This window comes from Kitasatospora sp. NPDC057904, assembly GCF_042887925.1.
Lineage (GTDB): Bacteria > Actinomycetota > Actinomycetes > Streptomycetales > Streptomycetaceae > Kitasatospora.
The window spans coordinates 11,967-35,574 of the sequence record NZ_JBHVOL010000007.1; the positions used below are offsets into that span (position 1 = coordinate 11,967).

General features: G+C 72.8%; 21 protein-coding genes and 1 riboswitch. Of the genes, 12 read left to right on the plus strand and 9 right to left on the minus strand.

From position 1 onward, the window contains the following. Positions 1-109: 109 nt before the first annotated feature. Together ACFVSN_RS19005 and ACFVSN_RS19010 are read left to right on the plus strand one after the other, a co-directional pair. Positions 110-1,573, plus strand: coding sequence for an SDR family NAD(P)-dependent oxidoreductase (locus ACFVSN_RS19005; RefSeq protein ID WP_387956364.1), 1,464 nt, complete (start codon positions 110-112; stop codon positions 1,571-1,573). Positions 1,574-1,594: 21 nt separating this feature from the next. After that, positions 1,595-2,098, plus strand: a complete 504-nt coding sequence (locus ACFVSN_RS19010) for an NUDIX hydrolase (protein ID WP_387956238.1) — start codon at positions 1,595-1,597, stop codon at positions 2,096-2,098. A 72-nt stretch (positions 2,099-2,170) separates the two neighbouring features. Here ACFVSN_RS19010 and ACFVSN_RS19015 read toward each other — a convergent pair whose 3' ends face one another. Genes ACFVSN_RS19015 through ACFVSN_RS19025 form a run of 3 tightly spaced genes read right to left on the minus strand, consistent with a single transcriptional unit; the run spans position 2,171 to position 5,651 of the window. After that, the gene (locus tag ACFVSN_RS19015) at positions 2,171-4,411 is read right to left on the minus strand and encodes an FtsX-like permease family protein (protein WP_387956239.1); all 2,241 of its coding nucleotides are present in this window, start codon (positions 4,409-4,411) and stop codon (positions 2,171-2,173) included. Next, positions 4,408-5,130, minus strand: a complete 723-nt coding sequence (locus ACFVSN_RS19020) for an ABC transporter ATP-binding protein (protein ID WP_387593609.1) — start codon at positions 5,128-5,130, stop codon at positions 4,408-4,410. The genes ACFVSN_RS19015 and ACFVSN_RS19020 overlap by 4 nt, the downstream gene beginning before the upstream one ends. Next, the gene (locus ACFVSN_RS19025) at positions 5,127-5,651 is read right to left on the minus strand and encodes a PadR family transcriptional regulator (protein ID WP_359963749.1); all 525 of its coding nucleotides are present in this window, start codon (positions 5,649-5,651) and stop codon (positions 5,127-5,129) included. The genes ACFVSN_RS19020 and ACFVSN_RS19025 overlap by 4 nt, the downstream gene beginning before the upstream one ends. 420 nt (positions 5,652-6,071) lie before the next feature. Here ACFVSN_RS19025 and ACFVSN_RS19030 point away from each other — a divergent pair, with 420 nt between their 5' ends. Both ACFVSN_RS19030 and ACFVSN_RS19035 read left to right on the plus strand, forming a co-directional pair. Further along, complete coding sequence (locus tag ACFVSN_RS19030) at positions 6,072-6,725, plus strand: hypothetical protein (RefSeq protein ID WP_387956240.1); 654 nt, start codon at positions 6,072-6,074, stop codon at positions 6,723-6,725. Between the two features lie 61 nt (positions 6,726-6,786). Continuing rightward, positions 6,787-7,332 (plus strand): hypothetical protein, encoded by a 546-nt coding sequence (locus ACFVSN_RS19035; RefSeq protein ID WP_387593611.1) that lies wholly within the window; start codon positions 6,787-6,789, stop codon positions 7,330-7,332. Positions 7,333-7,344: 12 nt separating this feature from the next. Here the strand turns inward: ACFVSN_RS19035 and ACFVSN_RS19040 are convergent, their stop codons facing one another. The 3 genes from ACFVSN_RS19040 to ACFVSN_RS19050 all read right to left on the minus strand — a co-directional run bounded on the left by ACFVSN_RS19040 (position 7,345) and on the right by ACFVSN_RS19050 (position 10,553). Further along, positions 7,345-8,016 (minus strand): YoaK family protein, encoded by a 672-nt coding sequence (locus ACFVSN_RS19040; RefSeq protein WP_387956241.1) that lies wholly within the window; start codon positions 8,014-8,016, stop codon positions 7,345-7,347. Between the two features lie 48 nt (positions 8,017-8,064). Then, on the minus strand, positions 8,065-8,799 hold the full coding sequence (locus tag ACFVSN_RS19045; RefSeq protein WP_380438873.1) for an MgtC/SapB family protein: 735 nt from the start codon (positions 8,797-8,799) through the stop codon (positions 8,065-8,067). 107 nt (positions 8,800-8,906) lie between these two features. Continuing rightward, complete coding sequence (locus ACFVSN_RS19050) at positions 8,907-10,553, minus strand: NRAMP family divalent metal transporter (RefSeq protein ID WP_387956242.1); 1,647 nt, start codon at positions 10,551-10,553, stop codon at positions 8,907-8,909. A gap of 378 nt (positions 10,554-10,931) precedes the next feature. Beyond that, positions 10,932-11,106: riboswitch (M-box (ykoK) riboswitch) on the minus strand. A gap of 228 nt (positions 11,107-11,334) precedes the next feature. Between ACFVSN_RS19050 and ACFVSN_RS19055 the strand changes: the two genes are divergently transcribed. The 3 genes from ACFVSN_RS19055 to ACFVSN_RS19065 all read left to right on the plus strand — a co-directional run bounded on the left by ACFVSN_RS19055 (position 11,335) and on the right by ACFVSN_RS19065 (position 13,826). After that, positions 11,335-11,706 (plus strand): BlaI/MecI/CopY family transcriptional regulator, encoded by a 372-nt coding sequence (locus ACFVSN_RS19055; RefSeq protein WP_380447999.1) that lies wholly within the window; start codon positions 11,335-11,337, stop codon positions 11,704-11,706. Beyond that, complete coding sequence (locus tag ACFVSN_RS19060) at positions 11,703-12,590, plus strand: M56 family metallopeptidase (protein WP_387956243.1); 888 nt, start codon at positions 11,703-11,705, stop codon at positions 12,588-12,590. The genes ACFVSN_RS19055 and ACFVSN_RS19060 overlap by 4 nt, the downstream gene beginning before the upstream one ends. A gap of 111 nt (positions 12,591-12,701) precedes the next feature. After that, positions 12,702-13,826: a hypothetical protein gene (locus ACFVSN_RS19065; RefSeq protein ID WP_387956244.1), complete on the plus strand. Its 1,125-nt coding sequence runs from the start codon at positions 12,702-12,704 to the stop codon at positions 13,824-13,826. 99 nt (positions 13,827-13,925) lie between these two features. Here ACFVSN_RS19065 and ACFVSN_RS19070 read toward each other — a convergent pair whose 3' ends face one another. After that, a complete protein-coding gene (locus ACFVSN_RS19070) occupies positions 13,926-15,017 on the minus strand; it encodes an NlpC/P60 family protein (protein WP_380447982.1) in 1,092 nt (363 codons plus the stop codon). Positions 15,018-15,361: 344 nt separating this feature from the next. On the opposite strand from ACFVSN_RS19070, the gene ACFVSN_RS19075 reads away from it, so the two are divergent. From ACFVSN_RS19075 to meaB, 3 genes are read left to right on the plus strand one after another with little or no spacing between them, the layout of a single operon-like run. Then, positions 15,362-17,230 carry a methylmalonyl-CoA mutase family protein gene (locus ACFVSN_RS19075; RefSeq protein ID WP_387956245.1) on the plus strand — a complete coding sequence of 623 codons (1,869 nt, stop codon included), beginning with the start codon at positions 15,362-15,364 and terminating at the stop codon, positions 17,228-17,230. Beyond that, positions 17,227-19,431, plus strand: a complete 2,205-nt coding sequence (scpA, locus tag ACFVSN_RS19080; RefSeq protein WP_380447986.1) for a methylmalonyl-CoA mutase — start codon at positions 17,227-17,229, stop codon at positions 19,429-19,431. The genes ACFVSN_RS19075 and scpA overlap by 4 nt, the downstream gene beginning before the upstream one ends. A 14-nt stretch (positions 19,432-19,445) precedes the next feature. Further along, entirely contained in the window at positions 19,446-20,438 is a 993-nt protein-coding gene (gene meaB / locus ACFVSN_RS19085; RefSeq protein ID WP_380500011.1) for a methylmalonyl Co-A mutase-associated GTPase MeaB, read from the plus strand. Positions 20,439-20,496: 58 nt separating this feature from the next. Here meaB and ACFVSN_RS19090 read toward each other — a convergent pair whose 3' ends face one another. Next, positions 20,497-20,973 carry an ATP-binding protein gene (locus tag ACFVSN_RS19090; protein WP_387956246.1) on the minus strand — a complete coding sequence of 159 codons (477 nt, stop codon included), beginning with the start codon at positions 20,971-20,973 and terminating at the stop codon, positions 20,497-20,499. A 190-nt stretch (positions 20,974-21,163) separates the two neighbouring features. On the opposite strand from ACFVSN_RS19090, the gene ACFVSN_RS19095 reads away from it, so the two are divergent. Both ACFVSN_RS19095 and ACFVSN_RS19100 read left to right on the plus strand, forming a co-directional pair. After that, positions 21,164-21,490: a putative quinol monooxygenase gene (locus ACFVSN_RS19095; protein ID WP_380498143.1), complete on the plus strand. Its 327-nt coding sequence runs from the start codon at positions 21,164-21,166 to the stop codon at positions 21,488-21,490. After that, positions 21,487-22,725 (plus strand): helix-turn-helix domain-containing protein, encoded by a 1,239-nt coding sequence (locus tag ACFVSN_RS19100; protein ID WP_380447992.1) that lies wholly within the window; start codon positions 21,487-21,489, stop codon positions 22,723-22,725. Before ACFVSN_RS19095 ends, ACFVSN_RS19100 begins: the two co-directional genes overlap by 4 nt. Before the next feature lie 270 nt (positions 22,726-22,995). On the opposite strand, the gene ACFVSN_RS19105 is transcribed toward ACFVSN_RS19100, so the two are convergent. After that, on the minus strand, positions 22,996-23,598 hold the full coding sequence (locus ACFVSN_RS19105; protein WP_380447994.1) for a superoxide dismutase: 603 nt from the start codon (positions 23,596-23,598) through the stop codon (positions 22,996-22,998). Positions 23,599-23,608: the final 10 nt, after the last annotated feature.

Consider the following 23,608-nt stretch of genomic DNA (forward strand, 5'->3'; position numbering starts at 1 on the left):
CCCGTAGCATTCACGCGGTAACGGCGAGGCGAAACGGGAAACGGCAGCGGGCGTGGGCATCGATCAGCAAGTAGCGGCACAGCACCTCCAGGAGAGCCCGGTCGAGGGCATCGAGGAGGAGATCGACTACGGTCCCGGCCTCGATCCCGAGCGCCTGCGGCTCTGTCTCGAGGTGATCGCGGAGCTGGACGAGCTGCACGTCGATCACCCGGACGCGATCACCGTCCGCCAGGCCGTCGGCGGCATATTCCGCACGCTCAAGCAGCGCCGCCGCCAGGAGACCCGGGCCCGCAAGACCGCCAACGACCGCGAGGTCACCGCCCGCACGGCCACCGGCGCGCCCACCAGGATCGACGACGAGACGGCCGGCGCGTTCGGCCTGACCACCGTCACCACGACCGAGATCGCGGGCATCCTGGAGCGGCCCCGCTCCTGCTACACCTGCAAGAAGCGGTACGTCGAGGTCGACGCCTTCTACCACAACCTGTGCCAGCCCTGCGCGACGCTCAACCGGGCCCGCCGGGACGCCCGCGCCGACCTCACCGGCAAGCGCGCGCTGCTCACCGGCGGCCGGGCCAAGATCGGCATGTACATCGCGCTGATGCTGCTGCGCGACGGCGCCCACACCACGATCACCACGCGCTTCCCCAACGACGCGATCCGCCGCTTCAAGGCGATGCCGGACAGCGACCAGTGGATCCACCGCCTCAAGATCGTCGGGATCGACCTGCGCGACCCGGCCCAGGTCATGGCGCTCGCGGACGAGGTCGCCGCCGACGGCCCGCTGGACATCCTGATCAACAACGCCGCGCAGACCGTCCGCCGCCCGCCGGAGTCCTACCGCGAGCTGGTCGCCGCCGAGACCGCGCCGCTGCCGGCCGGCGAGCTCCCGCAGGCCACCACCATCGGCCGCTTCGGCAGCGGCAGCGTCGACCTGCCCGCGCTCCCCCACCAGGCGGGCGGGGCCGACCTGCGGATGGCCGCCGAGGACGTCACCTCGCTCGCGCTCGTCACCGGCTCCGCGACGCCCGCCCGGATCGCGGCCGGCACCGCGATCGACGCCGGCGGTCTGGTACCCGACCTCGCGGACACCAACAGCTGGGTGCAGACCGTCTCGGAGGTCGGCCCGATGGAGCTGCTGGAGGTGCAGCTCTGCAACTCCACCGCGCCGTTCATCCTGATCAGCCGGCTGCGCCCGACGATGGCCGCGTCCTCGTCGCGCCGCAAGTACGTGGTGAACGTGTCCGCGATGGAGGGCGTCTTCACCCGCGGCTACAAGGGCGCCGGCCACCCGCACACCAACATGGCGAAGGCCGCGCTCAACATGCTGACCCGCACGAGCGCGCAGGAGATGTTCGAGAGCGACGGCATCCTGATGACCGCCGTCGACACCGGCTGGATCACCGACGAGCGCCCGCACCCGGACAAGATGCGCCTGGCGGACGAGGGCTTCCACGCCCCGCTCGACCTGGTCGACGGCGCGGCCCGGGTCTACGACCCGATCGTGCGCGGCGAGCGGGGCGAGGACCTGTACGGCTGCTTCCTCAAGGACTACGAGCGCGGCAACTGGTAACCACCCGAAGGAGAACGCGAGTTGACCTCCACCTCACCCGGACCGGCAGCCCCCGCACCGGCAGCACCCGCCCGGACGGTCGCGCCGATGCTCGGCGCCGGCGTCATCGTGCCCACCGGGGACGGCCGGGTGCTGGTCGGCCGCCGCACCACCGCCGGCGAGCCGCCCACCTGGAGCCTGCCGGGCGGGAAGGTGGAGGAGCCGGGCGAGTCCTTCGAGCAGGCGGCGGCGCGCGAACTCGCCGAGGAGACCGGCATCGTGCTGCCGGCCGACGAGATGCGGGTGCTGGCCGTGCTGCTCGACCACGAGCTCGGCCGGCCCCGGCTGACCGCCGCCGTGCTCGCGCCGCCGAGCCTCGCCGAGGCGCTGGTCACCGAGCCGCACGCGTGCGCGGGCTGGGAGCGCTTCGCGGTGGACGCCCTGCCGGAGCCGATGTTCTACCCGTCCGCCCTCGTCCTCGGCGCGTGGCTGCCGGGCATGGACGGGGTGCGCCGCCCCGGCACGCACGGCTACCGGATCGGCTGAGCCGGAGCACACCGGTGTCCCGGGGCTCCCCTGCTGCCCCGGGACACCGGCCGCTCGACCGGATCCCGCCCGTCAGCCGTTGCGCGCCGCCTCCGGCCCGGTGATCCGCCTCAGCAGCGGCAGCGTCGAGGCGATGATGCCGAGCGAGGCGAGCAGGCCGAAGCCCGTCAGCCCGTAGTAGAGCGCGCCCGGCGACACCAGGTCGTAGTCCATCTGCGACGTGAGGAACATCGCCGCCGCCGCGAAGCCCGTCCCGATCGAGATCGCCGCGACCACCAGCAGCGGCAGCGCGCTCTCCAGCCCGATCACCCGTTGCAGCAGCCGCAGCGGCGCCCCGGTCAGCCGCAGGATGGCGAACGGCCGCCTGCGGTCGGAGAGTCCGGCGACCACGCTCACCGCGAGGCTGCACCCGGCGATCGGCAGGGTGGTCAGCAGGACGACGTTCGCGAGTTGGCGCCAGCCCTGGAGCTGCTTCTGCGACACGGTGCCCCAGTCGGCGGCCATCCGCGCCTCGTACGTCGGGTAGGCCCTGGTGAAGAGCGTCCGCAGCTGTTCCATGGCCGCCGACGAGCCGTCGGTGGTCGTGTAGACCATGCGCACCGGCAGCGCGGCGGCGTCCTGCACGGAGATCGGAGCGGCGGGCCACTCCTGGGCGCTCGCCTCCCGCAGGTCGACGAACTGCCAGAGCGGGACGAGGGCGACGGCCGCGCCCGGCGCGCAGTGGCCGATCACCGGGACCTGCGCCAGCTCCGGGCAGAGCATCAGCGCGGGCGCGGGCATGGCCTCGGAGCCGTGGTACTCCCGGCCGAGCCCGGCCGGGTTGTCGTGGGCCAGTGCCAGGCCGCGGAAGCCGGGCACGGCGCGGGCGGAGGCGAGCACGGAGTCGGGCACGGTGCCCATCGCGTCCGAGCGGAAGAGGTCGAACGACGGGGCGTGGACGACGGCCTTGCGGATCTCCGGATCACCGCTCAGCGCACCGCGGTTGGCGTTGATCGTACCGATGACGCTCACCGTCGAGGTGACCACGAACAGCGCCAGCACCAGCCCGGCCACCGAGCGGAACCCGGCCTTCGGGTCGTCCGCGAGGCGGCGCACCGCGATGAGCGAGGCCGGCCGGCCGGTCCGCCGGGCCACCGCCCGGGCGACGACCATCGTCAGCCACGGGCCGGCCACCACGAGGCCGAGCATCACGAGCAGGAAGCCGGTCAGGTAGGCCGCCGACTGACCGTTGGTGGTCGGCGGGCGGTTGTCGACGAAGTAGCCGAGCTCGCCCAGCCCCGCCAGCAGCGGGACCACCCGCCAGGCGCTCGGCGGCTTCGGCGTCACCCGGCGGGAGACGCCCAGCGGCGAGATCGTGACCCGCCGCAGCGCGAACCGGGCGGCGAGCGCCGCCGCCACCGGCACGCCCACCACGGCGCCGAGCACCTGCGGGACGGTCAAGGTCAGGTCGGAGGTGAAGAACCGGCTCCCGGTGAACGGGACCTCGGCCACCAGCGGGCGCAGCGCCGCGTGGAGCGCGAAGCCGAGCACCGTCCCGGCCGCCGACGCCACCGTGGACTCGACCGCCGAGATCACCGAGACCTGCCGGGGTGTCGCGCCCACCAGCCGCATCGCGGCGAAGCGCTGTTCGCGGGTGGCGGCGGACAGCCGGGTCGCGGTGCCGATGAAGATCAGCACCGGGAAGATCAGCGCGCCGGCCACCACGGTGAGGATGAGCGTCATCGCGTCGCCGCGCACGCCGTGGCCGAAGCAGTCGTTGTCGCAGTCGGCGGGCAGGGTGGTGGCGATCGTCGTGATCTGCCGGGCGCGCGGCCCCGCCCTGACCTCGTCCGCCGTGCGGCCGATGACGACCGACAGGCTGTCCGGGGAGGGCAGCGCGGCGTCGCCCAGGGTGCCGGCGAGCCGGCCGGGGAAGCGGTCGCCCAGTTGGACGGCCGGGACGTCGCGCAGCAGCTTCTCCAGCGCGGGCGAGGCGTAGTACTCGCCGGGGGCCGGCAGCCCGGTCAGGCCCGGCGGGACGGGCGAGGTGGGGCCGGTCGGGGCGACCTCGACCTCGAAGACCTCCTTGCCGTCGTAGAAGTCGCCGTGCGCGTACCACCAGAGCGGGTCGACGGCGGCCGGCGCCTCGGCCCGGCTCTTGGTGCCCGAATTCATCCACAGCTGGCGCTCGTTGGCCCGGCCGATCGCGTTGACGCTCGCGAACGTGGAGAGCAGCAGGCCGACGCCGATCGCGACGGCCGCCGCGATCATCGCCAGCCGGGCCAGCGCCTCCCGGCCGCCGCTGACGGCCAGGCGGAGCGAGAAGGCGATCACGGCGCCACCGGTCCCGCCACCGGTCCGGCCGCCTGCCCCGCCACCGGTCCCGCCGAGAGCACCCGGGCCGAGCCGTCGCGCACGATCGCCTCGCGGTCGGCGTAGGCGGCGACGCGGGGCTCGTGGGTCACCAGGACGACGGTCGTGCCCTGTTCGCGGGCCGAGGCGACCATCAGGTCCATCACCTGCTCGCCGGTCAGCGAGTCCAGGGCGCCGGTCGGCTCGTCGGCGAAGAGCACCTGTGGGCGGGCCACCAGGCCGCGGGCCAGGGCGACGCGCTGCGCCTGACCGCCCGACAGCTCGCCGGAGCGGCGCTTCTCCATGCCGTCCAGGCCGAGCCTGGCGAACCACGGCCGGGCGTCGGCCAGCGCGGCGGCGCGGCGCACGCCGTTCAGCAGCAGCGGCAGGGCGACGTTCTCCTCGGCCGTCAACTCCGGCACCAGCTGGCCGAACTGGAACACGAAGCCGAAGCGGTCCCGGCGCAGGGCGCTGCGCCGGGCCTCGGCCATGGTGTCGATCCGCTGTCCGTCGAAGTGCACCTCGCCGGCGTCGGGCACCAGGATGCCGGCCAGGCAGTGCAATAACGTCGACTTGCCCGACCCGCTCGGGCCCATGACGGCCAGCACCTCGCCGGCCTCGACCGAGAGACTGGCCCCGCGCAGCGCGGGCGTCTCCCCGAAGGACAGGGCTATGTCGCGGGCCTCGATCACGGCGGTCATCGCCGCACCTCCGCGGCGAGGGCGCCCAGGCGGGCGGCGGTGAGGTCGATCCAGCGCAGGTCCGCCTCCAGGTGGAACAGGCCGTGGTCGGCCAGCAGGGCATCCACCAGGGGGCCGGTGCGGCGCAGGTCGGTGAGCTCGCGCATCCGGCGCAGGTGGGCGGCGCGCTGGGTGTCCAGGTAGTCCTGGGCGTCGCGGCCGAGCATCAGGGCGAGCACGACCTTGGTGAACAGCGTGCTCTGCAGGTTGGGTTCGGGCGCGACGGGCTCGGTCAGCCAGGTCTCGAACTCCGTCGCGCCGGTCTCGGTGATCACGTAGCGCTTGCGCTCGGGACCGTCGCCGGGCTCCGCCTCGCCGGCGACCACCTTGCCGTCGCGGGCGAGGCGGCCGAGCGTCGCGTAGACCTGGCCGTACGGGAGGGGTTTGCCGCGGCCGAACAGGGCGTCGTAGTCGCGCTTGAGGTCGTAGCCGTGGCTCGGCTCCCGTTCCAGGAGCCCGAGCAGGGTCAAGGGAACACTCATGGGGAGGACCATACCCCACGCGTATACTCCGAGTGTATATCCGGCGAGAACAAGCCGCTGACCTGGCACGACGTCAGAACCCCGGGTACGGCGGGCAGGAGGCGGGCCCCACACCCGCCCCCTGCCGCACACCGCGGCCCGACGCCCCCACGGCGAACCGGGCCGGGCCGCACCCGGGCACGGGAGGCACGGCCCGGTTCCAAGCCTGCCCCGCCCGCGCCGCCCTGCCGAGGGCCGAACGTCCCGTTCCGGTCACCCCGTTCCGGCCGCCGCGGCCGCCGCCACCGGCGCCCGGCCGTCACACGCCGCGTTCGTGCGAACCCGCACGGCTCTTGTGCGCGGGTTCGCGCGGGGTGGACATTGGGTAACGGAACACCGTTCACCACTGCACAGTCCCAACACACCTGAGGAGCCGTCATCGTGTCCAGCAGCCCCCGGCCGGCCCGGCCGGCGTCGCTCCCGCGGCGGACCGGCCGCCAGCTGCGACGGGCCCTCGGCGGACGGCGCGAACCGCTCGCCCGGTCCGTGGACCGCTCCCGCGCCCGCGCCTGGGCCGTCGCCGCGCTGGGACTGCTGCTCGCCCTCGCCCTCGCCACCGCCGGCGCCCTCGTCAGCTACCGCTCCGCCGCGCCCCGGGCCGCCGCCGACCACGGCCGGCTCCACCAGGTCGACGCCGTCGTGCTCGGCCCGCCCCAACACGGCACCTCCGCCGGCCGGCTCGCCGGCGGGTACGAGAGCCGGGTCGAGGCCGAGGCGAGCTGGACGCACCCCGACGGGCAGCCGCACACCGGCACCGTCCAGGCGCCCCGGACGGCCGCCGTCGGCAGCACCGTCCGCATCTGGGTCGACCCCGACGGCACCGTCACCGCTCCCCCGCTCGACCGCGGCGCCGTCGTCGTCTCCGCCGCCTGCATCGGCGCCGGCACGCTGCTCGCCCTCGTCGCGCTCGTCGTCGTCGGGCTCCGCCTGCGGCTCCGGGCCCTCGAACGGCGGTCCGACGAGTCCTGGACGCGCTCCTGGGCCCGACTCGAACCCCTCTGGAGCGGCCGCGCGGGCCACCGGCAGGACGACTGAAACCGACCGGGGCCGATCCGCGTCTCCTCCGTCAGCCAACCGCACCCGGGGGACCACAGACATGAAGCACCGCCGCACCGCCCTGGCCGCCGCGCTCGCGCTGGGCCTGGCCGCACTCGTCACCGGCTGCGGGCCGGACGACCCGGACCCCGCGCCCGCGGCCGCCTCGCCGGCGCCCACCACGGCCGCCTCCGGCGCGCCCGCGCCCGCCCCGACGGCGAGCGCGGCACCCACCACGCCCGCGCCGACCGCCTCTGCGGCGCTCAAGCCCTGCCACCCGGACCCGGCCCGGCCGGACTTCGTCAAGTTCGACTCCGCGACCACCGCGGGCGGCGTGACCAAGGTGACCCTGACGCCGGTGAGCTGCGGCTACAAGGCGGAGAACGAGGAGCTCGTCGAGTACACCCCCACCGGCGACGCCACGGGCTACCAGCTGACGAAGAACGCGGTGGTGCAGGTGATCGAGTTCACCGGCAAGGGCACCAAGGAGCGCACGATCGCGCCGGCCGAGCTGGCCACGTACAAGCCGGCCAGCACGCCGTACTTCGCGGTCCACCGGAACGAGCAGGGGAAGATCACGGCGATGAAGGAGATCTACCACCCCTGAGACACGCCCTGGTCACGGCCGCGCCGCCCAGGGCGGGGTGGTGCGGGAGGGGCGGTGGAGGACGGCCGCGACGGCGACCAACAGGGCCGAGGCCAGGGCCAGCGCCGTCGGGACGTTCGCGTGGAGGACGAGCAGGGCGCCCAGCAGGGCCCCGGCGAGCATCCAGACCGCGGAGGCCAGCCGGCGGGGGCCGGAGCGGTCCGCGGCGAGGGCGGTGATCGTCATGGTCAGCACCGTCGTCGTCAGGTCGGGCACCTTCAGCGAGCGCACCACCGCGTTCTGGCCGCCCATCGCCAGGGCGAGCAGCCCGATCAGCGCGTAGCGGACCGGGTCGGCGGTGTGCCCGGCCGCCGCCGCCAGGACGGTGCTCACGACGACGAGCGCCGCCTGGGCCGCCACCGCCGCCCGCAGCAGCCGTCCCCGGTGCTCGGGCAGGCGGTCGGCGAGGCGCCCGCCGGCCAGGGCGCCGACGAGGAAGGCGGCGAGGGCGGCGAGCGACGCGGTCGCGGAGAGGTTGGCCGCGCCGGCCAGGGCGAAGCCGAGGAACACCACGTTGCCGGTCATGTTGGCGACGAAGACGTGCCCGAGCGCGAGGTAGCTGACCGCGTCGACCACGCCGGTGACGACGGTGAGCACCAGGAGCAGCGGCACGAGCGGCCCGTGCCTGGGGTCGGGAGTGAGCATCGGGCCTCCTGGCGGTGGACGGTCTGACGGTCCTTCCGTTCTACTCCCTCACGCGAGCGCCGGGGCGCCGGGATCGTCCGATTCGTCCTCGACGTGCCAGTGGAGGTCGCGCACGCCCGGTTCGAGGGAGAGCCGGGTGACGACCTGCTCCAGCGCGGGGGCGACCTGGCCGGTGATGGCGACGGTCGCGCGCAGGCTGGTGGCCTCGCCGTTGTCGGCACGGCGGGCGCGCAGGCCGGTGGGGGTGAGCCCGGAGGCCGACAGGGACTGGAGCAGCAGGGCCCGGATGTGCGCCTCGGACTTGCGGTCGCACTCCACGTGGACGGTCGCGCGGTTGGTGGAGTCCGGGTCGCTGCCGGACTGCGGGGCGCGGTCGAGCAGCCGCCCGGCCGGGCGCAGCACGAGGTGGACGGCGAGCACGGCGAGGGTGCCGAGGACGGCGAGTTCGAGCTTGCCGGAGGCGGCGAGCACCCCGACGGCGGCCGAACACCACAGTGTGGCGGCGGTGTTGAGGCCGCGCACGCCGGCGCCGTCGCGCAGGATGACGCCACCGCCGAGGAAGCCGATGCCGGAGACGACGTACGAGGCGACCCGGGTGGGGCTGCCGGTGTCGCCGACGGCCTCGCTGTAGAGGACGAACAGGGTGGCGCCGGCGGCGACCAGGGCGTTGGTGCGCAGGCCGGCCATCCGGGCGCGCCACTGGCGTTCGACGCCGATCAGGGCGCCGCAGGCGACGCCGGTGGCCAGCCGGACCAGGAACTCGACGGTGGTCAGGGTGTGCACGGCGGCACCTCCTACGGGGAGACGGCGGGCGGACGGGAGGGGAAAGCGGAACGGACGGGCGGCAGGCCCTCGGCCCGCCCCCGTCCGTTCGGTGGGTTCACGGTGGCTCAGTGCCCGAGGGCGGTCTGGACGACCTTGATGATGACCATGATCATCGCGATCAGCAGGTAGGCGCGCAGGGCGCCCATGCCGACCTTGCGGGCGGTGGACATGACCGGCTTCTCCAGGGTCTCCAGCGGGGGCATCCGCCAGTTCTCGCGCCCGGTGCGGTCGACCGGGTCCTCCTTGGTGCCGCTGCGGCCGAAGGTGAAGAAGTACCCGGCGACCAGCACGCCCGCCACGCCGCAGCCGGCCATGATCCACAGGATCGCCTCCGAGCTGATGTCCGGCCAGACGACGGCGGCGGTCAGGATCAGCGACAGCATGACCAGCACGCCGACCACGGCCGAGGTGAAGGCGTTGGTCTTCGGGCCGTTGACCCACGGGCCCAGGACGGCCTTGTCGTTGCAGAGCAGCAGCAGGAAGACCGTCGCGGAGGGCAGCAGCACGCCGGCGAGCACCTGGACGAACTGCGTCATCAGGCCCTGGGTGTACTCGGTGGACAGCAGCGTGATCGCCGCGGCGACCACGACCAGGCCGGCATAGATCCCGTAGAAGCCCTTCGCGCCCTTCACGCCGCGGTGCAGCGAGTGCTTGATGCCGAACACGTCGCCGATGGCGTAGGCGGTGGACAGCGAGACCGCGAAGGCACCGATGATCGAGGCGTCCAGCAGCGCGATCGCGAACAGCACACCGGCCAGGCGGCCGGCCTTGTCCTCGATGCCCCTGGCAACGGCCGCCGCGTCGGAGAACTGGCCGAAACCGTCGGTGCCCGCGAACGCGGCGGCGGTCAGGCCCATCATCGCGGCGGCGCCGATGATGACCACCGCGATGCCGATCCACAGGTCGATCTTCTCGTACTTCATGAAACGCGGGGTGATGCGCTTGTCGATGACGTACGACTGCTGGAAGAACAGCTGCCAGGGGGCGACGGTGGTGCCCACGATGGAGACGATCACCAGCATCACGGCCGCGAGCTGGCCCGAGCCGCCCGGCATGCTCGGCACCACGAAGTCGTGGGCCATCTGCGAGGTCTTCGGGTGGACCATGAAGTAGATCGGCACCAGCAGCAGCGAACCGACGCACAGCGTGACGGCGACCCGCTCGAAGCGCCGGAAGGAGCCGGTGAACGCCGAGGCGATGATGATCGCGGCGGCCAGGACCACCGAGGCGACCTTCGGCAGGCCGAGGTAGCCGGCCGCGAGGGTGACGCCGATGAACTCGGTCACCAGGGTCAGGGCGTTGAGCAGGAACAGGTCGATGACGCTGAACGCGCCCCAGAACCTGCCGAAGCGCTCCAGGATCAGCCGCGCGTGGCCGACACCGGTGACGGCGCCCAGGCGCAGCACCATCTCCTGGTTCACGTACAGCACGGGGACCAGCATCAGCAGGGTCCACAGCAGCTGGGTGCCGTAGTTCTGGCCGGCCTGGCCGTAGGTGGAGAAGGCGCCGGCGTCGTTGTCGCCGACCATGACGATCAGGCCCGGGCCGATGATCGCCAGCAGGGTCTTCAGCCGCACCGAGAGCCCCTGGCGGGGCGCGTCGTCGTCCAGCCTGATGGTGCCGAGGGCACCCTTGATGTCACCGATGTGCGCGTCGTCCAGCACCGCGCTGCGAGCGGCGGGAACCTTCGGGTCGAGCATGACGTCTGCCATGGTGGGTCCTCCCCGCCCCCTGCCTTGAGGGGGCCATAAGGGGGCACGCAGCAGTAATCCTCCCTGCGGACGCACGGCACCGGGCCGCACGGCGGCGCGAGCCGGGACAGGACCGGGCTCGGGCGTCGCGCGGGCATGACGGTGCGTCAGGTCGCCTGGGTCATGGCATGGTCGAGCGCATGACGCAGCGTCTGATGGGGCGTTCGCAGGAAAGGTTGTTACCGCGTGCCGGAGGTGTACGAGAGCATGCGGGGGTAGGGGCAACTGTGGCCCGGACTACTGCAGTCCATGTTTCTCGCCTCCTCCCGGCCGGGGGGCGCACCGACTGTGCGCCGCATCGCGACACGGCAAGGAGCGTCCCGGCGCACGAAGGCGACCGGTACACCCCAACTCGTCAGAGCTTTGGCACTTCACGGCGTGATCCCCCTTGCGGGGGAAGCCACTTGGGATCAACCCTTAGGTCGGGAAGATCTGTCCTGAACCTGGGCGTCTCTCGACGTCGTCGGGTCAGTGGCCTGTGTCCGTGAAGACGCCTCACCGAACGAGGTGCCTCTTCAAACCTCGAAAAGCATACCCCCGTCAGGATCGCCGTGGGCCACTTTTCCGGTGTCCTTCGACACCTTTGTAGAACTTTGACGCCAGAGGACGCCGGAGGACGCCGGAAACGCAGCAAGAGGACGCAGCAGGGGACGCAGGAGGACGCCCGACTTCGGCGACGTCGAACGCCGTACCATGGGCGCCGTTCCAGACGGCGGCGGCGAGGAAGGGAAACGGGGCGGTGCTGCGCGGGTTCGGCGATCTTGAGGCCGAGATCATGGACCGGCTCTGGTCCTGGGGCCGGCCGGCCACGGTGCGCGAGGTGGTCGACGACCTCCAGCAGCAGCGGCCGGTCGCCTACACCACCGTGACCACGGTGGCCGACATCCTCCACACCAAGGGCTGGCTGCGCCGGGACAAGGTCGGCCGCGCCTGGGTGTACGAGCCGACCTGCACGCGCGAGGCGTACACCGCCCGGCTCATGCACCAGGCACTGGAGACCACCCAGGACCGCACCGGTGCGCTGCTGCACTTCGTCGACGCCATGAGCGGCGACGAGGCCTCCGCGCTGCTCGCCGCCCTGGAGCAGGTGAAAGCCCGGGACGACGAGCGGTGACCCTCGCGCTGCTCTGCCTCTACCTGGCCGCGACCGGTCTCGCGCTGCCGCGCCGGCTGGCCGGCTCCGCCCGGCTCCAGACCCGCCCGGTGGCGGGCACCGCCCTGTGGCTGGCGCTGATGGCCTCCTTCGCCGTCGCGCTGCTGCTCGCCGCCCACCACACCGTCGAACCCTTCGCCCACGAGCCCGCCGGACTGCTCGGGCTCATCCCGCACGCCGAACCGGCCCCGCCGCTGGCCCCGCACACCCACGACTGGTGGCTGCTCGCCGCCGGGGCCGCCGGGGTCGCCGCGGTGGTGGCCGGCGTCGGCGCGCGGGCCGGGCGGGCGCGCCGGCGGCACCGGAAGGTGCTGGACGTCGTCGCGGTGCGCGACCGGCGCTGGAACGCCCTGGTGCTGGAGCACGCCCACCCGACCGTCTACTGCCTGCCCGGCCGCCGCAGCCGGGTCGTGGTCTCACGCGGCGCCCTGGAACTCCTCGACGAGTGCCAGCTCGCCGCCGCCGTCGCGCACGAGCGCGAGCACATCCGCGGGCGGCACCACCTGCTCCGGCTGCCGGCCGACGCCTTCGCGCTCCTCCTCGGCCGCCTGCCGCTGGCCCGCCTGGGACGGGCGGAGGTGGCGCTGCTGCTGGAGATGGCGGCCGACGACGCGGCGCTCGCCCGGGTGTCGCGCAGCGAACTCGCCTCCGCGCTCTGCGCCCTGGCCACCTCCCCGGCACCCCCGGGCGGCTCCCTCGGGGTCGCGGCCACCGGGGTGCTCACCCGGGTGCGGCGGCTGGCGCACCCCGCGGGCGGCCGGCGCCGGCGCCGAGCGGCGTGGTGGGCCGGGGTGGTGGCGATCCCGCTGCTCCCCTACCTGTTGGCCTGCGCGCCACATCCGTGAGCGGGGCGGACTCGTTCCGGTCATTGACCGTCCATCAGACTCTCAGGAAGATCGGTTAGCCTGCCCCGGCACCGCACCGTGCGGTGCGCCAAAGGGGGATCGACAACCGCGATGACCGCGAAGACTTCCAAGCGTTCGATCAGCACGTACACCCGCGCGACCGCCGTGGCCGCCGCTGCCGCCGCCGTCCTGGCGCTCACCGGCACCGCCGCCCAGGCCGCGGACCAGAGCGCCGCCGCCCCGGTCTCCGGCACCGAGGGCATCATCACCGTCGGCCACAACCAGGCCCAGCCGCTCGTCAGCCCCGACGGCACCACGGCGTACGTCGTGGTGAGCGGGACGGGCAACACCGTCCAGGTGAAGGCGGTCGACACCCAGAGCGACGCCGTCACCCGGCAGGCCACCCTCGACACCGCCCAGCTCGGCCTGGTCGCCGCGCTGTCCGCGGACGGCACCCGCGTGTACGTCGCGAACGGGCAGCAGCTCGTGGTGCTCGACACCGCCACGCTGACCGTGCTCACCACCACCGCGCTGCCCGACCAGCCGCGCCAGGCCGGCTGGAACCCGGGCCTGCTCACCGGCCTCACCGTGAGCCCCGACGGCGCCACCGCCTACGTCGTCCAGAACGGGCCCACCGCCTACCGCCAGTACGGCCAGGGCCGGGTGGTCGCGTTCTCCACCGCCCAGCACGCCTTCACCGGCTCCGTGCAGGTGCCCACCAGCTTCACCGGCACCGCCGCGTTCCGGCCGGGCGGGCACGACCTGTACGTCGGCGGCGACGCCGGCGTCTTCCACGTCGGCACGGCGGGCACCGCGCCCACCCTGGTCGGGACCGTCGGCGGCACCGCCGGGGCGCTCGACTACCACCCGGTCTTCACCCCGGACGGCACCCGCCTGTTCGCGGTGGCCTCCGGCTACAAGGGCGGCCAGGCCGACGTGATCGACCCGGCCGGCGACACCGTCACCCGCCACCTCACCCTGGTCAACGGCTTCGCCGACCTGGGCGACCCGCAGATCAGCCCGGACGGCACCCGCCTCTACCTGACGAAGGCCGACTACAGCAACGGCCCGTCGGTGCTCTCCGTCGACACCGCCTCCGGCAGCCTGGTCGCGGCCGAGACCGTCTCCCCCGACGAGGACCAGCTCGACGGCCTCGCCGTCGGCCCCGACGGCCACACCCTGTACCTGACCGGCAGCATCGGGAGCAACGGGACGCTCCAGATCATCGCCAACTGACCCACGGGAGCGGGCCCGGTCGTTCCGTGCGGAACGACCGGGCCCTCCTCCTTCGTCGACGTGAGCCGTGCTTCGTCGCCGTGCCGCGGGCGGTGCCCGTCAGGCGGGGCGGACGGCGCCCATGTACGGCATGACGGAGATCGGGAGGACCTCCACGTTCTTGCCCGTGCGCGGGGAGTGGATCATCTTGCCGTCGCCTATGTAGATGCCGACGTGGTGGATGTCCTCGTAGAAGAAGACGAGGTCGCCGGGCTGGAGGTCACCGCGGGCGATGCGCGTGCCGGCGTTCCACTGGTCCTGCGACATCCGGGGGAGCTTGACGCCGGCCGCGCGGTAGGCGGCGCCGGTCAGGCCGGAGCAGTCCCAGGTGTTCGGCCCGGTCGAGCCCCATTCGTAGGGCTTGCCGAGCTGGGCGGTGGCGAACTTGATGATGTCGGCGGCGCGGCCGCTCGCACTCGGGCTCGGCAGGGTGGCGTCCGCGCCGGGCCCCGCGGCGGGCCGGCCGGCCGAGCGGGAGGCCCGGTCCGCCGCGGCGGCCTGCTGGGCGGCGGCCTTCGCCTTCTCGGCGGACTCCTGGGCGTTGATCCTGGCCCGGTCTTCGGCGCTCAGCTTGTTGAGCAGCGCCTGGGCCTGCGCGAGCCGGCTCTGGACCTGCTTCTTCTCCTCGCCCAGCGACGCGCCCACGCTGTCGAGCTGGGTGAGCATGGCGGCGGCCTCGGCGCGGTCCTGGTCGAGCCGGCGCTGCTCGTCGCGGGCCTGCTTGAGCAGTGCGGTCTGGCCCTCGACGACCTGGTTCTGCGCGGCGGCGCGCTCCAGGTAGCCGGCCGGGTCGGAGTCGAGCATCAGCTGGATGCCCGGGTCGATGCCGTTGGTGCGGTACTGCTCGCCCGCCACCGCGCCGAGCCGGGTGCGCAGCTCGTTCATCGCCTCCTGGCCGCGGGCGACCTTGTCCTGGATCCGGTTCGCGTCCGCCTGGAGCGACTGCTGCTTGGCCTGGAAGCCGTTGTAGCGCTCGATGGACTGCTCGGCCTCCTCGTTGAGCTTGTCCACCTGTTCCTTGACGGAGGCGAGCGTGGGCGTCGGCTCGGCGTGGGCGGTCCCGGCGGCGAGCACCGCGCCGCCGGCCACGGCCGTGGTGAGGACGGCGAGGCGCGCCCGGCTCGGGGGGCTGGGCTTGCGGCGCTTTCCCATGGCGGTGGGCTCCTTCGGGGGACGGAGGCAGGGCGGAGCGGGGCGGAACAGGGCACGGCGGAGCGAAGGCGGGTGGGATCGCACGGGGGATGTCAGCCCCACCCGCCTTCTTCGAAGTAACTTAATAGATGGGCGCCGAGGTTCCACAATCCCGTTGTCACTTCTCCTTCTTGGAACGACCGCGGCCGCCGCTTTCGTTCAACCGTCCGCCCGACCGCCCGGCCCCCTCGACGCCCCGGCTGGCACTCGGCGTCACCCGGAGTGCTGAAGTGTGGCTAAATCGAGGGAAAGGTCACATCCACCGGCCCTCCTGTGCCCGCGCGAACGGGCGCTAACCTGCGGTCATGAAGGTCCCGCCCGAAGGGCTCCCCCTCGCCGCCGAGTTCCCGGCAGCGCACCGTGAGCAGTGGCAGCGGCTCGTCGAGGGCGTGCTGCGCAAGTCCGGTGCGCAGCCCGAGGACGCCCCCGCCGCCGAACAGGCGCTCGCCACCCGCCTCCAGGACGGCCTGAGCGCCCGCCCCCTGTACACCGCCGAGGACACCGGCGCCGAGGCCGGCTACCCCGGCTTCGCGCCGTTCGTGCGCGGCGGTCGCCCGCAGGGTTCGGCCGTCGCCGGGTGGGACGTCCGCCAGCGGCACGCCGACCCGGACCGGCGCCGGACCAACGAGGCGGTCCTCGCGGACCTGGAGAACGGCGTCGGCTCGCTCTGGCTGGAGCTCGGCGGGGACGGCCTGCCGATCGCCGCGCTGCCCGAGGCGCTGGCCGGCGTCTACCTGGACCTGGCCGCCGTCGCCCTCGACGCCGGAGCCGAATTCGCCGACGCCGCCGAGCAGTTGTTCAAGCTGTACGAGGAGCGCGAGGTCTCCCCCGGTGCCGCCGCCGGCAACCTCGGGGCCGACCCGCTCGGCCTCCAGGCCAGAACCGGCGACACCGCCCGCACCGACGCCCTGCTCGCCGACGCCGCCGCGCTCGCCGCCCGCTGCGCCGCCGACTACCCCGGCGTCCGCGCCCTCACCGTCGACGCCCTGCCGTACCACGAGGCCGGCGCCTCGCCCGCCCAGGAGCTGGGCTGCTCGCTCGCCACCGGCGTCGCCTACCTGCGTGCCCTGACCGCCGCCGGGCTCCCGGTGGACGCCGCGCTCGGCCAGCTGGAGTTCCGCTACGCGGCCGACGGCGACCAGTTCCTGACGATCGCCAAGTTCCGTGCCGCGCGCCGCCTGTGGGCCCGCGTCGCCGAGGTGTCCGGCGCGTCCGCCGAGGCCTCCGCGCAGCGCCAGCACGCCGTCACGTCCCGGGTCATGATGACCGCGCGCGACCCGTGGGTGAACATGCTGCGCACCACCGTCGCCTGCCTCGCCGCCGGGGTCGGCGGCGCCGACGCTGTGACCGTGCTGCCCTTCGACACCGCGCTCGGCCTGCCCGACGCGTTCGCGCGCCGGATCGCCCGCAACACCCAGTCGATCCTGCTGGAGGAGTCCCACCTGGCCCGGGTGATCGACCCGGCCGGCGGCTCCTGGTACGTCGAGCAGCTGAGCGAGGAGCTCGCGCACGCCGCCTGGGCCTGGTTCCAGGAGATCGAGCGGGCCGGCGGCCAGCGGGCCGCGCTGGAGTCCGGCCTGGCCGGCGAGCGGATCGCCGCGACCTGGGCGGAGCGCTCCGCGAAGCTCGCCAAGCGGCGCGAACCCGTGACCGGTGTCAGCGAGTTCCCGCACCTGGACGAGCACCCGCTGGTCCGCGAGCCGGCCCCGGCCGCGCCCGGCGGCGGGCTGCCGCAGGTGCGGCGCGCCGAGGCGTACGAGGCCCTGCGGGACCGCTCGGACGCCTTCCTCGCGGCCGACGGCGAGCGGCCGAAGCTGTTCCTGGCGTCGATCGGCACCGCCGCCGCGCACACCGCGCGCACCACCTTCGCGGCCAACCTGTTCCAGGCGGGCGGGATCGCGACCGTCTCCCTGGAGTCCGCCGACCCGGCCGCGTTCGCCGAGGCCTTCCGGGCCTCCGGCGCCACCGTCGCCTGCCTCTGCTCCAGCGACGCCCTGTACGGCGAGCACGCCGCGGCCGTTGCCGTCGCCCTCAAGGAGGCCGGCGCCCGGCGCGTGCTGCTCGCCGGACGGCTCGCCGAAGTACCCGCCGGAGTGGACGAGTTCATCCACGCGGGCGGGGACGCGGTCGCCGCCCTGACCTCCCTGCTGGACCTGATCGGAGTGGCCCGATGATCCCCGACTTCACCGGAATCGGGTTGGACGGCGGCGCCGCCCGCGATGTCACCCCCGAGCAGTGGCGCTCCGCCTGGCGGCGGACCACCGGCAAGGACGTCGACGAGCTCGTCTGGGACACCCCCGAGGGCATCGGCGTCAAGCCGCTGTACACCGCCGACGACCTCGCCGGCCTGGACTTCCTCGACACCTACCCGGGCATCGCCCCGTACCTGCGCGGGCCCTACCCGACCATGTACGTCAACCAGCCGTGGACCGTCCGCCAGTACGCGGGCTTCTCCACCGCCGAGGAGTCCAACGCCTTCTACCGCCGCAACCTCGCGGCCGGCCAGAAGGGCCTCTCGGTCGCCTTCGACCTGCCGACCCACCGCGGCTACGACAGCGACCACCCGCGCGTCACCGGCGACGTCGGCATGGCGGGCGTCGCCATCGACTCCATCTACGACATGCGCCAGCTGTTCGACGGCATCCCGCTGGACAAGATGTCAGTGTCGATGACGATGAACGGCGCCGTGCTGCCGGTGCTCGCCCTGTACATCGTCGCGGCCGAGGAGCAGGGGGTGCCGCCGGAGAAGCTGGCGGGGACCATCCAGAACGACATCCTCAAGGAGTTCATGGTCCGCAACACCTACATCTACCCGCCGCAGCCGTCGATGCGGATCATCTCGGACATCTTCGCGTACACCTCGCAGAAGATGCCCCGGTACAACTCGATCTCCATCTCCGGCTACCACATCCAGGAGGCCGGGGCCACCGCCGACCTGGAGCTCGCCTACACCCTCGCCGACGGCGTCGAGTACCTGCGCGCGGGCCTCGACGTGGGCCTGGACGTCGACGCCTTCGCGCCGCGGCTGTCCTTCTTCTGGGCGATCGGCATGAACTTCTTCATGGAGGTCGCCAAGCTGCGCGCGGCCCGCCTCCTGTGGGCCAAGCTGGTCAAGCAGTTCGACCCGAAGAACGCCAAGTCGCTGTCGCTGCGCACCCATTCGCAGACCTCCGGCTGGTCCCTCACCGCGCAGGACGTGTTCAACAACGTCACCCGTACCTGCGTCGAGGCGATGGCCGCCACCCAGGGCCACACCCAGTCGCTGCACACCAACGCCCTCGACGAGGCGCTCGCGCTGCCCACCGACTTCTCGGCCCGCATCGCCCGCAACACCCAGCTGCTGCTCCAGCAGGAGTCCGGCACCTGCCGCGTCATCGACCCGTGGGGCGGCTCCGCCTACGTCGAGAAGCTCACCCACGACCTCGCCGTCCGCGCCTGGCAGCACATCCAGGAGGTCGAGGCCGCCGGCGGCATGGCCAAGGCCATCGACGCCGGCATCCCCAAGCTGCGCGTCGAGGAGGCCGCCGCCCGCACCCAGGCGCGCATCGACTCCGGCCGCCAGCCGGTCATCGGCGTCAACAAGTACCGGGTGGAGAGCGACGAGCAGATCGACGTGCTCAAGGTCGACAACTCCTCGGTCCGCGCCCGCCAGATCGAGAAGCTGCGCCGCCTGCGCGCGGAGCGCGACGAGGCCCTGACGCAGGACGCGCTGCACGCGCTGACCCGCGCCGCCGAGGCCGGCCCCCAGCGCGGCGGCTCCCTCGACGGCAACCTGCTGCACCTCGCCGTCAACGCGGCCCGCGCCAAGGCCACCGTCGGCGAGATCTCGGACGCCCTGGAGAAGGTGTACGGCCGCCACTCCGGCCAGATCCGTACCATCTCCGGTGTGTACCGAGACGAAGCGGGCCAGTCGGCCCCCCTCCAGCGCACCCGGGACCTCGTCGAGCGCTTCGAGGAGGCCGAGGGCCGCCGCCCGCGCATCCTCGTCGCCAAGATGGGCCAGGACGGCCACGACCGCGGCCAGAAGGTCATCGCCACCGCCTTCGCCGACCTCGGCTTCACCGTCGACGTCGGCCCGCTGTTCCAGACCCCGGACGAGGTGGCCCGCCAGGCCGTCGAGGCCGACGTCCACATCGTCGGCGTCTCGTCGCTCGCCGCCGGACACCTCACCCTGGTGCCCGCGCTGCGCACCGCGCTCGCCGAGGCCGGGCGGGAGGACATCACCATCGTCGTCGGCGGCGTCATCCCGCCGCAGGACTTCGACGCCCTGTACGAGGCCGGCGCGGCGGCGGTCTTCCCGCCCGGCACCGTCATCCCGGACGCGGCGTACGACCTGCTGAAGTCCCTGGCGGCCGACCTCGGCCACGAGCTGTGAGCCGCTGAACCTCCATGCCTCCGCGGACGATCGACCTCGACAGCTACGTCACGGGCGTCCTCGACGGCTCGCGCGCGTGGATCGCGCGGGCCGTCACGCTCGTCGAATCGACCCGGCCCGACCACCGGGTGCTGGCCCAGCAGCTGCTCCAGCGGCTGCTCCCGCACGCGGGCGGCGCGGTCCGGGTCGGCATCACCGGTGTGCCCGGTGTCGGCAAGTCGACCTTCATCGACTCGTTCGGCACGATGCTGACGGCGGCGGGCCACCGGGTCGCGGTGCTCGCCGTCGACCCGACGTCCAGCCGGACCGGCGGCTCCATCCTGGGCGACAAGACCAGGATGGAGCGCCTGGCGGTGGATCCCGCCGCCTTCGTCCGCCCCTCCCCCACCTCGGGCACGCTCGGCGGCGTCGCCAAGGCCACCCGGGAGTCGATGGTGGTCATGGAGGCGGCCGGGTACGACGTCGTGCTCGTGGAGACGGTGGGCGTCGGCCAGTCCGAGACGGCGGTGGCCGGGATGGTCGACACCTTCCTGCTGCTCAGCCTGGCCCGGACCGGCGACCAGCTCCAGGGCATCAAGAAGGGCGTCCTGGAGCTGGCGGACGTCATCGCCGTCAACAAGGCGGACGGCCCCCACGAGACGGACGCCAAGGGCGCGGCCCGCGAACTCGCGGGCGCCCTACGGCTGTTGCAGGCACCGGACGCGGCATGGTCGCCACCGGTACTGACCTGCAGCGGCCGCGAGGGCCTGGGCCTCGACGTGCTGTGGGAGCGCCTGCAGCAGCACCGCAAGGTGCTGGACGCGACGGGCGCGCTGGCCGCGAAGCGCCGCGACCAGCAGGTGGAATGGACGTGGACGATGGTCCACGACCAGCTCTACGCCCGGCTGCACGAGCACCCCGAGGTTCGACGCCTGGCCCCCGACCTGGAGTCCCAGGTACGAGCCGGAACGCTGCCGGCGGGCCTGGCGGCGCAGCGGATCCTGGACGCCTTCTTCGGCGCGAACTAGCTTCGTTGAGCGCCCTGCCTCCGGACCGGAGGCAGGGCGCTTCGTCCGTCTGCGGTTATCACGCCGCCCTGGGCAGGGAGCAGAGGTCCTTGGCCGTGCCCCACGCATGCGTGGGGCACGGCACTTCGGAGGTCTCCAGGTATTCGAACCACACCACTTTGCCCGTCCCCGCCGGGTGCCAGCCCCAGGCGGTGGCCAGCGTCTCCACCAACAACAGCCCACGGCCACTTGTCGATTCGGTGCAGCGCTCCGGCCGCGGGAGATCCGGGCGCCGGTCGATGACCTCGACCCGCAACCGGCCGGCGCGCCATCGGATGGCCACGGTACAGCGCGACCTCGTGCGCAGGAGGGCGTTGGCGATCAGCTCGCTCGCGCACAGCTCCACCTCCTGGAGATCATCGGGCGAGAGCGGCACTCCCCACTCCCGCACGATCGCCATCACCAGCCGCCGGGCCGGCGGAACGGAGTCGACCCCTGGCGGTAGCACCGGAAAGCTGGCGGTGTTGAGCGGGCTGACGATCACGTTCCACCCCATTGCTCCTCCATCACTGCAGATGGGCAGTGGCCGTCACCAGACGGCAGCGAAAAGGGAAGCCGGCCATAGCTCTCAGCCACGGCGACTGCACTGAACGTAGTCGCAGAAAAACTGTGAGTCAAGAGAATCTGCTACTCGCAGACCTTCACCTAGTCGTGCGAGACTCAACCAATCCAGGAAGGGGAGAACCATGGGATTCGGCCTCGTTGTGCGTTTCGTGGCCCGCGATGTGACAGCTGCTCAGGCCTTCGACGCCCTGGCTGAGGAAGCGCTCGAAGGAATCCGCGCCAAGGAACCCGGCACTCTCGTCTACGTCAACCACGCTGTACCGGACGAGCCTCACGTCCGGGTCTTCTACGAGCTGTATGCGGACCGTGAGGCGTTCGAGGAGCACGAGCGCCAGCCCCACGTCCGCCGATTCCTTGCCGAACGTGGCCAGTACCTGGAGTCGTTCGAGGTCACGTTCCTGGCCGAGATCTCCGGCAAGGGCGCGTCCGCCGACCAACTCACCCGGTGAGTCCTGAGGAACAGCGGGCGTTCGGCGCCCGGGTCGCCCAGCTACGCAAGGGGCGTGGCATGCGGCAGGACCAACTCGCCGCCGCCGTCAACCGAACCGCCAGTTGGGTGTCCCAGGTCGAGCGGGGCATCCAGCCGGTGGTCCGTCTCGACGTCCTCCACTTGCTGGCGAACGGCCTTGGCGTCTCCGTTCAGACGCTCAGGCCCGATGCGCCATCATCCGCCGCACCCGTACCCTCGGCTACCGAACAGACCAACGACCTTGATCTTGTGCGGCTGTCGCTGTCGGGTCATCCCGCTCTTGATGCGCTGCTCGGCGAACGCCCCCGGACGGAAACCGTCGACCTGCCCGAGCTGGCAACCGCCACCGAGGAGTTCTGGCATCTGACGCACGGCGCACGTTTTGCCGAGCTCAGCACTGCCATCGCCGACGTCCTGCCACGTCTGGAGCGGGCGTCGCGAACCGCCGCGGCGGAGGAGCGCCCCAAGATCCTGCTACTGCTCAGCCAGGCATATCAGGCGGTCGCAGCGGCATTCGTCCGCCAAGACGAGGCCGACGCCGCATGGGTGGCCGCCGACCGGGCCATCCAAGCCGCCGAGCAGGCCGGACAGCCACTGCACGTCTTCGCCGGCATCTACCGACTGGCCCACGCATTCGTCCGACTACGGCGGTTGGACCAGGCAGAACACGCCGCCGGGACTGCGGTGGCGGCGCTCCGGACCTACACGTCGGCAGGACATCCGCCACCGGAAGCGTTGTCCGTCCTCGGCGCGCTCCACCTGGTTCTCGCGTTGGCCGCCGCTCGCGCCGGCCAACGCGAGCAGGCGCTGAGAGAACTCGCCCGCGCCCGTGAGGTCGCGGCACGACTCGGCGAGGACCGCAACGACTTCAACCTGGAGTTCGGGCCTACGAACGTCGAGATTCAGGCCGTCTCGACGGCAGTCGAACTCGGCGATGCGGGCGAGGCTCTGGAAATCGGCTGCCGGATCGATGCCGGACAGCTCTCGCCCGAGCGCAGGTCAAGGCTACTGATCGACCTCGGGCGAGCTCACGCGCAACGACGTCACCTGGGTGAGGCGATCGACTGCCTCCTTCGAGCCGAGGAAGCGGCGCCGGAGAGCGTCCGGAGTCACGTGGCGGCGCGGGCGACGATCCGTGAACTCATCCTCATCGCCGGCCGAGGCGCTCCTACGGAGCTGACGAAGCTGGCCAAGCGTGCGAACGCAATGGGGTGATGACGTGCGCATCGAACCCACAGGGCACCGGGGACTGTCGGCCAAGGCGGAGGAGCAGGTCCGACAGCTGCTCGGAGCGGCTCTTGCAGCAGAGGATCCGAGCGGGCTGGCCCGACCAGCCGCCAACCGGCCTCCTACCCCCAGGTTGTCGTAGACGACGCATTCGGGAGCTTCCGACCTGAATGTGCTCATCGGCGGGTTGGCGGGGATGCGAGGGGAATGCCCCGGACCGCCTGAGCGGGCCGGGGCATTCCCGATGCCTGAATCGGTTCAGGCGGACTTGACGGCGGCGAAGCGGGCCGAGACGTCCTGCCAGTTGACGACGTCCCACAGGCGGGTCACGTAGTCGGGGCGCACGTTGCGGTACTGCAGGTAGTAGGCGTGCTCCCACGCGTCGAAGGCCAGCAGCGGGGTGGTGCCCTGGCCGACGTTGCCGTGGTGGTCGTAGACCTGCTCGACGATCAGGCGCTTGCTCAGCGGCTCCCACGACAGGATGCCCCAACCCGAGCCCTGCACGCCCGTGGTGGCGTTCGTCAGCTGCTTCTTGAAGGCCTCGAAGCTGCCGAAGTGCTCGGTGATCGCGTCGGCCAGCTCGCCCTCGGGGCGGTCGCCGCCCTCCGGGGACAGGTTCTGCCAGAACAGCGAGTGCAGGACGTGGCCGGACAGGTGGAAGGCGAACGTCTTCTGCAGGCCGACCAGGCCGCCGAACTGCTCCTTGTCGCGCGCCTCGGCCAGCTGCTCCAGGGTGTCGTTCGCGCCCTTCACGTACGCGGCGTGGTGCTTGGAGTGGTGCAGCTCCAGGATCTCGGCCGACATCGCCCGCTCCAGCGCGGAGTAGTCGTACGGCAGGTCGGGAAGCGAGTAGGTGCCCAACGGGTCCTTC